Source organism: Nitratidesulfovibrio liaohensis, assembly GCF_011682075.1.
GTDB classification, from domain to species: Bacteria; Desulfobacterota; Desulfovibrionia; order Desulfovibrionales; family Desulfovibrionaceae; genus Cupidesulfovibrio; species Cupidesulfovibrio liaohensis.
Genome location: NZ_VSMK01000005.1, coordinates 1 through 10,804, shown reverse-complemented (window position 1 = coordinate 10,804; position 10,804 = coordinate 1). Strand labels below are relative to the sequence as shown.

The following is a 10,804-nucleotide window of genomic DNA, read 5'->3' as shown; positions in this document are numbered from 1 at the left end:
GGCACTGGTGGCGGCCAAGGTGGATAACGCCCTGCTGTGGCTGCGCCCCCGGCTGGGCGGCGCCGGGGCGGGGCTGACGGCGCGGGGCAGGGAGGTGCTGGAGGCGCTGGCGGCGACGGATGACGCAGGAAAGGCCATGGGACTGGAGGGGGGCTTTGCCCGTCATGCATTCCCCGCCGTGAACGGGCTTGTCCGGGACGAGGCGTTCCGCAGCGCGGCCCGGGTGCCAAGACGCAAGCCCGACAGGTGGAACGCCCTGCTGGACTTTGCGTATTCGCAGTTGTTCACTCGGTTGAACGTGTTGGTGCGGGGCGAAGGGCTCAACCCCTATCTGGGCTTTCTGCACAGCCCGGCGGACCGTTACGAATCGCTGGTGGCCGACCTGCAGGAACCTTTCCGTCACCGCATGGACCGATGGGCCGTCAATATCGTGAACTGCGGCGTGGTGCGGGCCGAAGCATTTGCTCACGAAGGCGGCAGGTGGCGGATGGCGCCGGGGGCACTGGACCCGTTGCTGCAGGCATTCGAGGAAGAACTGGATACCCGCATGGCAGGGGACGAGGCCACCCTGCGCGAACAGCTGACCGCGCAGGTGCTGCATGCCCGCCGGTGGGCCTGCGAGGACGGCGATTTCCTCGTCTGCCGCCGGGGCGGTTGGGTCGGCCGGGGGTAACTTCGGCCGACAACGGCAACCGCGACCGTTCAGCGCGGGGCGATCCAGCGGGACATGGCGTCAGGCAAACTCGGCAAGTGTGCGTTGTCGCTGTGCGCAATGCGCAGGTCGCGGCATCTGCCACGATGTCCGGACTTGATTTCTCCGGAGGTGACGAACATGGCCCTGCCGAAAGTTCCCGCCATGATGTCTCTCAAGCTGTCCAACTTATAGGTTATGCCTGCCTGTGCATCCTGGGCCATGCGTTCTACGGGACGAGCCTTGCATTCGACAAGATGCAATCGGTTGGCCGCAGTGAAACACACGTCTATTTCGTTACTGGTGCCATTCTGGGTGCTGATATTCACGCCGGTGAGGATGGAGGATACTGCCGCGTTTTCAGGAAGTTCGCGCACTACATGATACACGTAGCGTTCAAGCCAGCTACCGGTCAGGATGCGGCGGGCCGAAGGATGCGTCAGTGTTCGACCATTTGCTGACACCAGTCCGCTCTTGCACACGCGCGACCAAAGTTCGCTGAACTCATGGTCTCTGGGACGCATTTCTACAAGGCTGGGAACCAGCCTGTCCCCCTCCCCCTGCCCTGCTATCCAATGAAGCTGCCCTACCGCGTGTTGCAGGTTGGGCGCGTTGCGTCCCATCCACATAACGAGGCCGTACACACCTGGCGGGTCCTGCTCTATCGGCACAACCCCGCCCACGTTGTAACCACGCAAGCGAAAGATTGTGCTGACATCCAGCACCGATGGCAGCGGCTCCGCCACCGGCTCCATGCCCAGATGCAGGCAGGAACGGTTGGCCGTGTCCACGTACAGGCATGTGCCGCCGCCGGTGCGGCATGCCTCGCTGACGGCAACGCTCATCACCTTGGTGCCGCCCGTCATGTTGCAATGGATGGCCCAGCCGGAATGCCGGGCCATCACGTTCTGCATGTCGGCAACGATGCGGGGGTAGTCGAAGGCGGCCGTTTCCTGCGTTTCCACCTCGTTGCAGTGTCTGCCCAATTCGGAAAGCAGCCCGAGAACCGTCGGCCTGTTGCGCATCTCGGGGGTGAGCAGCACGACGGCCTTGTCCGGCTTGTGGCCCGGCATCAATACCGGGATAAGGTTCGGTTCCGGCTGTTCCGATGCAAGGCAGCAGTAGAGCAGGGGCTGGCTCATGGCGACGAGTCTCCGCGAAACGGATTGTGGTCGAAGATGGTAACACGCCCGGTAACGGGCGAATCGTACTCCAGGCTTTGGGCCACGCCGTGCAGTTCGTGCGCAAGGGCAAGGTAGAGCCAGACGGGGCCGCGCCCCGTCAGCACCACCCGGTTGCCCCTGCCTGCCAATTGCAGGGCAGTGGCCCGGTAGCCGGGCAGGTCGTCCAGCTTGGCCTGCCCGGAACCGGCGTACATGACTTCAAGGTTGATGGTGATCTGCTCCGGCATGATCAGAAGTGCAGGGGTTCCAGCAGCCCCCAGTACTTGTATTCCTTTTCGCCCTTGTCCAGCTGGTAGACCCGGACCTTGCGCGAATTGGAAAGCATCGCCCCTACCATGGCCGCAATGATGGTGGGACCGGCATAGAACAGTGAAAGGCTGTCGTAGCCTTTCTCCGTAAGTTCCGTATATTTTGCGTGTATGCCGCCGAGAATCTCGTTGATGTCTTCCTGGTCGATCAACGGCTTCTTCTGCCAGCAATACGAGGCAAACATTTCCTGCGGGACATTTGCCAGCAGTGCGTCCTTTTTCATGAAATGCTGCACCTGTGCATCTATGTTTCCTGGGCGCAGGTTGACCACCAGCACGGCGGGGTTGTCACCCGTTCTTTCGACAACGTTCCTGCTGTAGCGCTTGAGCAAACGTTCCTGACGTTTGACCATGAAGTAGGTGGCAAGACTGAAGACCGTTGTGGTCAGCCCGGCGATTACTCCCAGCTTGCTGAGCACATCCCATGTGTTGGCATCGAACATTTTCTTCTCCGCATGCAGTATTCGGATAGTGGAGTTACTGGGTGAGATAGGCGTGGAGTTTGTCCGTCCGTTCCTTTCTCTTCAACCTGGTTGCGACGAATTCCCTTGCCTCAGGGCGTATATCTTCAGGCAGGGCCTCCACCTTTTCTATGATGGCATGTTGCGAGCCCTTGTTGGAGGCGCTGAACTTCTGTGCTTCGAACCAGCGGCAGAATTCTTCCATCGGGTCGGCCTGCACGGGGGCGGACACGCCCGCATCCGACGCGAACCGCCCGTAGCCGCTGGCGGTCTTGGCGCCTGCACCGATCATCTGCAGGGCTTCGGCAAGCAGGGTGGCCACCTTCGGCAGCACTTCCGCCGCCTCCGGCGTGCGCGGCAAAAGGCAGAACTGAAAGGCCTGCCCTGCCGCCGTAGCAAGGACGGGGATGGGGACGGGCGCATGCCATTCACCGGGCAGATCGGCAGGGTTCTGGAGTGATGCAAGATAGTAGCCGCCAAGGTGGGGGGTCATCACCTCGCCCTCCAGCAGGACAGGGGCAACCGGCAGCGCGTCGAGGAAGAGGATTTCTCCGGCCTTTCCCCCGGAGTCATTCCTGTCCGTTTCGATTCCGAAGGCCGCGTCGCAAAGGGCAGCATCCTCGGCAGCGCCCCAAGCTTCGGCCCAGTTCCGTATCACGCCCTTCACGCCGGAGCCGGGCAGGTAGGGAACCCCCAGCAGGTGGTGCCATGCAAACCCGTTCTCGACCGGATGATCGCGCCCGAGGCCGGTCAGGAAACGACTTGCCGTCTTCCATTCCAGGGTCATGCCCCCGCAGGCCGCCGCAAGGGCACTGCGCCGCGCGGCATGTTCGGCCAGCAGGCCGGGGCTGCCCACCTTCCTGCCATGCAGCCGCTTGACCCAGTCGTTCTTTTCGAACTTCGTGAAGTCGTACGACCAACTGCTGCAGAACTTGTCATACCAGAGGCCGGCGTTGGATTGGCTGACAAAGGCCGCATGATCGTTCGCCCCCTGATAAAGCGGTATCATGCTGCCCCCTGTGCCCCGGCTTCGAGATAGGCCCGGGCGCATCGCTTGATCCAGCCGAGCAGGGCGAGCACTTCTGACTGCGCCACCGCATACTGGTCCTGCGTGCCTGCCACAACGGCGCGCAGCAGGTCGTCCTCTTTGGTGCCGAAATAGGGTGAATGCTTGTTCTCGCGGCACATCCAGCCGTCAAGGTGGCGCAAGAGAAGATCGTGGGCAGGTTCCTTGCTGCGCTTCGTCATCAGGAATGCAAGCGCCTGTCCGAGGCCGCTTGCAAGAACCAGCGTGGGAAACGATGCGCTGAGCGTTGCATAGTCGCCAGCGGATTTCGGGGCTTGCTGTCTCACCTTGTCGACAGCATCAAGGGCATAGGCGGCGCGCTGCTGCTCGAGAGTACGTCCGGTATCCATGCCCGCCTCCTATGCGAACGCGGCAAGGGAAAACCACCCCTGCCCGACGGTTTCGTTCCCCCCCATCTGCACGTACGGAGATGCCGAGACCTGGCTGCGGAATTCGGTCACGGCCCCGGACAGGCGCTCGCCGACAAGCGCGTAGAGAATGCTGTCGGCGGGCAGGGTTTCCTCGTACCACAGGTTCTTGCTGGTCTTGGTGTCTTCTTCGAGCACGTTGCGTGCGTTGACCGGCAGACCATACTGGGCGAACCATGCAAAATCGTCGTTGTGCAGGACAAGCAGCTCGCTTTCGAGACGGGTCGCCGTTTCCTTGTGCATCACCAGACGCTGGAGCATGGACACGATATCGGCGGGCACCATGCCCGTGATGCGATACAGGCGCTCCTCGAGGAAAATCTGCCCGGTACCGGAGGCAAGGGCGGTGCCCCGTTCCACCGAAGGTACCGTGGCCTCCACCGGGCACCCTGCGCGGCGGCTGTCCCGCACGAACCGCTCGAGAAGGAACGGGCAGGTGGCCCACCGTGCGTGGGCGGAAAGACTGCGCACGGGGAGCAGCAGCAGGCGGGCATCCGAAAACAAAAGAGCACCGGCGGAGTCCTGCTTGCCGAACAGTCTGTTCCTGTCCTCTTCGGAAAGGCCGACCCGGCGGATCTTGTCCCGGAATGCCCCCTTGACGCCCGATCCGAAAATGACGGGAATGCCGCTGCCGCCTTCGCGGCTCACGGGAAGGTCCACAATTCCGGCATCCCGGCCGCAACCGGGGTGAACAGCAGTTTCGGCAAGAAGACCAAGTACGAGCGTTTCCATTGGCTACTCCTGATGATCGTTCCAGGTTCCGACGACAGCAAGACCGAACCCGTAGTCCGTGGATTCGCCGAGCTGCATGAATGACACGGTGTCCGCGCTGCCCGATAGGGACTGCCTGCAGAAGATCACGGTCCCTGCCGGGTAAACGGGCCTGCGGGGCAGGGGCGCGCGCCGGATGAAGTTCCAGCCGCCGATGCGGGCGGCTTTTCCCGTGCAGACGCATACGACTTCGGCATCTTCAAGGCCCGGCACCCTGCCGCCGGGGAGAAGGTTTTCGTGTCGGGCCACCAGAGGCGCGAGAAGCACCAGCATGAAGCAGCCACTCGGCCTTCCGCCGTTCACGGGTACCCGGGGCGCTTCGGGCAGGGGCACGAATTCGGCCATCCGCCCCTCCCCCCCGAACGGGTGCAGCCCGGAAGGCAACTGCCAGCCTTCCGGCAGACCACCGGCGGCAATGACAAGACCTGTTCCGGCCCGTGCGCGTGCATGGCGGGTGGAATACAGTGCGTCATCGCCGGTGGTTCGGGTATCTTCCTGCAGCCTGTTTCCCGTGCGGTATTCGTTGGTCCACAGGTTCCGCCTGGGGATGATCTGCCCCTTTTCGGGAAGCTGCCCGACAAGGATCTGCCGCATGCCTTCCGTGGTGACAAACCAGCCTTCACCCGCCTTGAGGCCGGTTTGGCCGCGATGTTCTGGGGGCAGTTCGGGCAGGCGGACATCCGGCCCCAGGTCGCAGTGCACGCCCGGGCCGGGGCGCATTGCTGCCCGCGGAGTCCAGCGTGTTCCTTCCGTGTCCGGTTCTTCCTGCCCCAGCAGGTGCAGTGGGCAGGGAAACAGCAGGTCGGCACCCCTGGTCAGGAACGGCCCCGCAAACCGGGCCGAGCCGAGTTCCTCGTCCACGCCCAGAACCGGCCGCAACCCTTCCGGCCAGCTTCGTCCCTGGGTCCAGCCGTTGGCGCGGGCCAGAGCCGCCCGCATGGCGCCCCCGGTGGTGAGGGGGGACGGGGGGAACACGCTTTCGGAGGCAGTCACGGAGCTTTCGCCCATGTGCATGGGCCGTCCGTCACGGAAAAAGCAGGAATCCACGGGGTCGAGGGAAAGCCAGTGCATGTCATTCCACATGGGAACCTCCGGCGTCGGCGAGGGAAGCGTGGGCGGCAATGAACCGGGCAACAACAAGCCCGTCCGTCATCAGCAGGCGCTTTCCGTTGCGCTCGATGGTGCAGGCATTGACCATGGCGGCGGAAAGCGAGCGGTGATCGGCTGTCGGGGAGGAGCCGCCGCGATGTTCGTGCGACGCTTCCAGTGCGGCTTGCAGCAGCGGAACCAGATCCATGTCCGGCATTTCGTGCACGCCCCCGGCCGACACGCGGGGCCTGCCAGCAAGTTCGGCAAGCACGGAACGCATGCGGTAGAGCAGCGACATGCTGATTTCCCGGTCTGCGGTTGTTCCGGCGAGAATGCGCGCCAGTTCCCGGAGGGCGTCCACCCTGTCCCATCCGGCCACCCATTCCCCGTTGGTGGCACCCCCCTTGTTCACGACGATGCCGAGGCTATTCCGTCCGGCTTCCTCCTTGGCCTTGCCTTCGAGGATGTCGTGGGCAGAATGCATGACGTCGATCCACGGGGTGCCGTAATGGGCGAATACTATGCCTCCGGAAATGGTGGCACCGGCAACGCCTTCGGCAGCGAATGCGGCACAGTAGGCATCCTTGAGATGAATTGCGGCATCAATGGCGTCCGTCACGGGCAGCAGTGCCAGCACGTCGTCGCCCCCGGCGTAGATCGTGAACCCGTCGTGCTTCTTCACGATGCCCTCGACCTGGTCGGCAAAGCGGGCCAGGGCCGTGGATACCTTTTCCGGCGCACTGTTCGGGGCGGACAGCAGTTTGCCCATGCTGTCGCCGTCCATGAAGAGAACGGCAAAAAACGGTGAGGGCTTTGCCCCCGTCGCGGCGGTAGCTTCGAGCAGCGTATTAAGCCCTGCGGCCAGGGTTTCGCGCGTCGTCGTGTCCTCGGCTCCTGCGGGGTAGCGTCGGTTGCCGGGCTCGAACGTTTCGCGGAAGAGCAGGTCGCCGTCCAGTGCCGCGTAGTCCTGCGTGTCATTATCGAGCCAACCGACGGGCAATGAGGGGATGGCGTTCTGCCGTTCCTTGAAGGGTTCGCGTATGTGCGCATCCTTCACGATGCGGACATAGTCCCGGGCAGCGGCCGGGTTTTCGGCGATGACCCGGCGCTTGAAGGGCAGAGTTGCCACGTGTGCCGTGGAAGGCCATGACTTTGTCTGTGGTTCGAATCCCATTGATGCATTCGCGATACCCAGGAACAGCCGCTTGATCAGCATGATCGCGCTCAGTCGCTCCGTGGGGCGCAACTCCATTTCGGAGATGCCGCCGAGGCTGCGCAGCCTTTTCCAGAATGCATCCTGCTGCTCCCCTTCCCCGCAGGCCCGCACGTAACCGGAAACTTCCTGCAGTCCGGAGGCCACGGAACAGGGTTCGCCACCCTCTTCGGTCGGCTGGAAACAGCGCCAGTTTTTGCGCAGGTCCAGCAGGTACGGCTGGTCGGCTTTGCCCATTGCCCAGTTGAGTTCCCAGAACCCATGAACCTGTCGGTCCCAGATCGCCCGGGTATTCCTGCCTAGGCTGGCAGCACCTTCCACGTATTTCCGCCATACGGCGTCGGCCACGTTCTCCCATGCGCCTCTGGCTGCCTGTTCCACTGCAGCAGGGTCGAACCCGTCGGGAACCTCGGCCCTGAACCTGTTCGGGATGGTGCCTATGCGCGGGGCTCCGCCCTGTCCGCATACGGCCTTCAGCAACTGGTCGGTGGGAACCCTTTCGGCATCGTGGACGATCGGGAAGATGATCTTGCCGCCGCCGTCGAGTACGGCCTTCATGGCGTTTGCGCAGATCCACGAAAGGAGAAACGACCCGGCCCACAGGTCGCGCGTGCGCCTTGCCTCGGCCACGAACCCCTGCACCGGCCCCAGAGTGAAATGAAGGTGCATCATCGACGGTAGACCTCCCGAGCCTGCGAAAATTCCCGATGCTGTCCGGCAAGCGATTGCAGTGCGTTGCCCAGCGTTTCGACATGGTCGGCAGGGGCCGGTACGGACCCGGTCGGACCCTTCACTTTCTCGCCCTGTGGCAGGAACGGGCCCGAAATCAGCGTCACCAGCCCTGCATAGGAGTCCTTGCCGCACTGATGCACATGGAACACGAGGGGACTGGCCCGGCGGTTGTGCCGTTCCGGCTTCCATTTACCGCGCGGAAGGCCGAGCGCTATCTTGTTCGGGTAGCCCGCCGGCGATGCTCCCGCCATGCTCTGCATCATGCCCAGCAGGACACCCTCAAGAGCCTCCTGAACAGCTTCGGGAGTTTTGGCTTCACAGAGCCAGAATACCCGACTTCCAGGCGCGAACGCCGGAAAGGAAGGGTTGGCATTTAGTGTATTGGCGCCCAGAAGCAGGGACAGCCGCTCGGAAAACTCCTGGGCGGTTGTCGGGCAGGTCCAGGCGTTTCCTGCTGCTCCATCACCTTCAAGGTGCGTCAGGGTCAGGCTGCCGAATCCGCGACGAGCCCGGCCACCGATGCCGCCAAGAAGCCCCATCAGGGATATGGCATCCCGAAGGGAACCCAACTGCTCTTCGTCCAGCCCCCGACCGCGAAGGGTGAGGGTAAACCGGGCGCCCGCTGGCATGGCCGGGCGTCTGCCGCAGACTCCGTACCCCAGATATCCCAAGGACGAGACCTGGTAAGAGCCGACAGGATGTCCACCCCCCTCCACGCTCAGGCTCATCAGAATTCCCTGGCGCGAGTGACCGGGGCGTGCGCTGCCGAAAATGGCGGACTCGGCGGACATCATGTCGCCGATACTTTCAAACCGCCCGCCATTGGCATAGCGCCACCAGCTTCTCAGGGCTCCCCTGAGTGATGCAACCCGTATTTCTGAGGTGTTCTGATCGAACCCTCCGCAATACAGTGGCGCAGAAACGATAAAAGCAGCCTTGATGCACGACACTTTTCCCGTCATACAAACCGCCTTGCCGTAAGTTTTCGAGCATGTCAGTAGTACGGTCATCTGGGACAGTATTCGCCAAAACTAGCGCTTGGTGCGCATGCAGCGTCGGAAACAACATTTCGAAAACGTTTTGTTGCTTGCAATTACCCCGACAGCACCAAAGGCAGACAGCGGCGCAAGCCCTTACTGATTAGCTTAAATTCCTCAAGAAATGCAAGCGTGTATAGCCCCCCCGAAGAGCCGAGCTTACACTTTTCCTTTCGGGCCTGATCCCCTGAAAGTTTTGCGTGATTAGGGGAGCTTCATTAAAAGAGGCAGGTTGTTCTTAAGGTGAAAGGCCTAGAGGATACTTCGAGAAGCCGTGGTCAGGGGCGTTGAAAAGCACCAGCACTCCGGCGTCTATGCGAAGTAACCAGTTAAAAACATCAAAAAAAAGCAACATCCGAATGGCGGTTCAGGATGCATGGGGTAGGGGCATGCGCCTGTAACGCCCCCCTACCCCGATGTGCGTTGAAGGGGATAGCCTCTCCCCTCCTTCATGGACTACTCCGCTTAGGGACGGCCTCCAGACAGCGCCAACGGTTTTTCCTCGCAGCCGTCGGTTCCCGCGCTGCCTGCCTCCAACAATATGGCCGCCACGAACACGCCAGCGACACCGGCCAGGCAACCGCCAAGAAACACCCAGGCCCTGTTCATTCCCTCGTCCCTGGATTCGTGGTCAGTCATCGATGCTCTCCTTGACGACGTTAAGTACCGCGATGGCGATGGCGAGGATTGATCCCCAGTTCATATCTCTATCCTCCTCGAGGTGCGGACCTTCGGGCAGTCCGCGAAGAGAACGCATTCCGCAGGTGGCAGAAGGCACCTCTTCCACGGCCAGAACCGGCACAGGTACATCCAGCGCATACGACCTCCTTGTCGGGGTGTTGAAATAGAAAAACCCCGTCGGAGCGGGGTTGGTGAGATGCGAGCGCAATATCTGATCAGGCTTGCAGGGCGCGTATGGCTGCGTCGGGCGAACGGTCAAAAATCCGCAGCAGCGCGGCGGCTGGGCCTGTGGGTGTTCGTCGGCTTTGCTCCCAGTTCTGCAGCGTCTTGACACTGACACGCAGGAGCGCGGCGAATTCCTGTTGGGAAAGCCCTATTCGTCCCCTGATGGTTTTCACGTGCGCTCCGGTCACCTCGAAAGAAGGAGATGGAAACCCGCGCTCCCTGGCCATATCGACGGCCTCTTTGAGGCTTGTGGTCAGGTTCTCGAACAGCGTCTTGTCCATGGGGTCCCCCTTTTGGCCTTGCTGCGGGATACGCTGATTCTTTTGCTGATCAGCGTGTCCATTGCCCTTTGAATATACAGGGTTGATCTCGTGAGGTCATCCTGCTGCATCGTCGAAAGAGAACGGGGAGGCCTGGTGCCTCCCCGTTGCTCGTTGCCGGTGTTTTTCGTGTTTGCATCATGTCGCGCGCCTTCCGACCAGCGCGCCCTGCAACAGGCCGAACATCCCCGGGGCAAGTTCGGCCATGGTGTTGATCGTCCGGTGCCGTCCCGGCAGGTGCTGCAGGATGTTCACCGCACCGATGCCGATGGCGTAGACCTCGAACCCCAGCCGTTCGGCGTGCCGAATGGCTTCCAGGGCACATGTCGGCGTATCGGGGTCGCCATCGGTCAGCAGCAGGATGAGCTTGCGAGCCTCACGCAGGGGCAGCATTTCCTGCATCACCCACCACAGGGACTCGGCCAGTGGGGTGGTCCCCACGGCTGCCACCTTCAGTCTCGGATGTACCTTCTGGCCGTGCCGCACCAGGCGCCCCACGGTTTTCTGCTCCGTCGACGCCGGGTCATGGCTGGCCGGAAAGGCGGTGATGGCCACGTTGATGCCGATGGTCTCAAGGGCCGAGGCCACGGCATGACAG

General features: G+C 62.4%; 13 protein-coding genes. 1 reads left to right on the top strand and 12 read right to left on the bottom strand.

Annotation, left to right across the window (positions count from 1 at the left end):
- Positions 1–673 (top strand): CRISPR-associated endonuclease Cas1 (gene cas1, locus FVW27_RS00290; protein ID WP_167121774.1); only part of this gene is annotated, 673 nt, incomplete at its 5' end.
- 29 nt (positions 674–702) lie between these two features.
- Here the strand turns inward: cas1 and FVW27_RS00285 are convergent.
- The 12 genes from FVW27_RS00285 to FVW27_RS00230 all read right to left on the bottom strand — a co-directional run.
- The gene (locus FVW27_RS00285; RefSeq protein ID WP_167121773.1) at positions 703–1,833 is read right to left on the bottom strand and encodes a Card1-like endonuclease domain-containing protein; all 1,131 of its coding nucleotides are present in this window, start codon (positions 1,831–1,833) and stop codon (positions 703–705) included.
- Positions 1,830–2,102 carry a CRISPR-associated protein Csx3 gene (locus FVW27_RS00280; RefSeq protein ID WP_167121772.1) on the bottom strand — a complete coding sequence of 91 codons (273 nt, stop codon included), beginning with the start codon at positions 2,100–2,102 and terminating at the stop codon, positions 1,830–1,832. The genes FVW27_RS00285 and FVW27_RS00280 overlap by 4 nt, the downstream gene beginning before the upstream one ends.
- A 2-nt stretch (positions 2,103–2,104) precedes the next feature.
- Positions 2,105–2,626 (bottom strand): hypothetical protein, encoded by a 522-nt coding sequence (locus FVW27_RS00275; RefSeq protein WP_167121771.1) that lies wholly within the window; start codon positions 2,624–2,626, stop codon positions 2,105–2,107.
- Positions 2,627–2,660: 34 nt separating this feature from the next.
- Positions 2,661–3,653 carry a type III-B CRISPR module RAMP protein Cmr6 gene (gene cmr6, locus FVW27_RS00270; protein ID WP_167121770.1) on the bottom strand — a complete coding sequence of 331 codons (993 nt, stop codon included), beginning with the start codon at positions 3,651–3,653 and terminating at the stop codon, positions 2,661–2,663.
- A complete protein-coding gene (gene cmr5, locus FVW27_RS00265) occupies positions 3,650–4,060 on the bottom strand; it encodes a type III-B CRISPR module-associated protein Cmr5 (RefSeq protein WP_167121769.1) in 411 nt (136 codons plus the stop codon). Before cmr5 ends, cmr6 begins: the two co-directional genes overlap by 4 nt.
- Positions 4,061–4,069: 9 nt before the next feature.
- Positions 4,070–4,870: a type III-B CRISPR module RAMP protein Cmr4 gene (gene cmr4 / locus FVW27_RS00260; RefSeq protein WP_167121768.1), complete on the bottom strand. Its 801-nt coding sequence runs from the start codon at positions 4,868–4,870 to the stop codon at positions 4,070–4,072.
- Between the two features lie 3 nt (positions 4,871–4,873).
- On the bottom strand, positions 4,874–5,992 hold the full coding sequence (locus FVW27_RS00255; protein WP_167121767.1) for a type III-B CRISPR module-associated Cmr3 family protein: 1,119 nt from the start codon (positions 5,990–5,992) through the stop codon (positions 4,874–4,876).
- Positions 5,982–7,880, bottom strand: coding sequence for a type III-B CRISPR-associated protein Cas10/Cmr2 (gene cas10 / locus FVW27_RS00250; protein WP_243838116.1), 1,899 nt, complete (start codon positions 7,878–7,880; stop codon positions 5,982–5,984). Before cas10 ends, FVW27_RS00255 begins: the two co-directional genes overlap by 11 nt.
- On the bottom strand, positions 7,880–8,905 hold the full coding sequence (locus FVW27_RS00245) for an RAMP superfamily CRISPR-associated protein (protein ID WP_167121765.1): 1,026 nt from the start codon (positions 8,903–8,905) through the stop codon (positions 7,880–7,882). The genes cas10 and FVW27_RS00245 overlap by 1 nt, the downstream gene beginning before the upstream one ends.
- A gap of 540 nt (positions 8,906–9,445) precedes the next feature.
- Complete coding sequence (locus FVW27_RS00240; protein WP_167121762.1) at positions 9,446–9,619, bottom strand: hypothetical protein; 174 nt, start codon at positions 9,617–9,619, stop codon at positions 9,446–9,448.
- A 257-nt stretch (positions 9,620–9,876) separates the two neighbouring features.
- Positions 9,877–10,167: a NadS family protein gene (nadS, locus tag FVW27_RS00235; RefSeq protein WP_167121764.1), complete on the bottom strand. Its 291-nt coding sequence runs from the start codon at positions 10,165–10,167 to the stop codon at positions 9,877–9,879.
- Positions 10,168–10,344: 177 nt separating this feature from the next.
- Positions 10,345–10,804, bottom strand: a 460-nt coding sequence (locus tag FVW27_RS00230; protein ID WP_167121763.1) for a vWA domain-containing protein, incomplete at its 5' end; no start/stop codon positions are given.

Coding starts and splice junctions, on each gene's coding strand:
- FVW27_RS00285 (WP_167121773.1), bottom strand. CDS start 1,833: ATGAGCCAGCCCCTGCTCTACTGCTGCCTTGCATCGGAACAGCCGGAA.
- FVW27_RS00280 (WP_167121772.1), bottom strand. CDS start 2,102: ATGCCGGAGCAGATCACCATCAACCTTGAAGTCATGTACGCCGGTTCC.
- FVW27_RS00275 (WP_167121771.1), bottom strand. CDS start 2,626: ATGTTCGATGCCAACACATGGGATGTGCTCAGCAAGCTGGGAGTAATC.
- cmr6 (WP_167121770.1), bottom strand. CDS start 3,653: ATGATACCGCTTTATCAGGGGGCGAACGATCATGCGGCCTTTGTCAGC.
- cmr5 (WP_167121769.1), bottom strand. CDS start 4,060: ATGGATACCGGACGTACTCTCGAGCAGCAGCGCGCCGCCTATGCCCTT.
- cmr4 (WP_167121768.1), bottom strand. CDS start 4,870: ATGGAAACGCTCGTACTTGGTCTTCTTGCCGAAACTGCTGTTCACCCC.
- FVW27_RS00255 (WP_167121767.1), bottom strand. CDS start 5,992: ATGTGGAATGACATGCACTGGCTTTCCCTCGACCCCGTGGATTCCTGC.
- cas10 (WP_243838116.1), bottom strand. CDS start 7,880: ATGCACCTTCATTTCACTCTGGGGCCGGTGCAGGGGTTCGTGGCCGAG.
- FVW27_RS00245 (WP_167121765.1), bottom strand. CDS start 8,905: ATGACGGGAAAAGTGTCGTGCATCAAGGCTGCTTTTATCGTTTCTGCG.
- FVW27_RS00240 (WP_167121762.1), bottom strand. CDS start 9,619: ATGACTGACCACGAATCCAGGGACGAGGGAATGAACAGGGCCTGGGTG.
- nadS (WP_167121764.1), bottom strand. CDS start 10,167: ATGGACAAGACGCTGTTCGAGAACCTGACCACAAGCCTCAAAGAGGCC.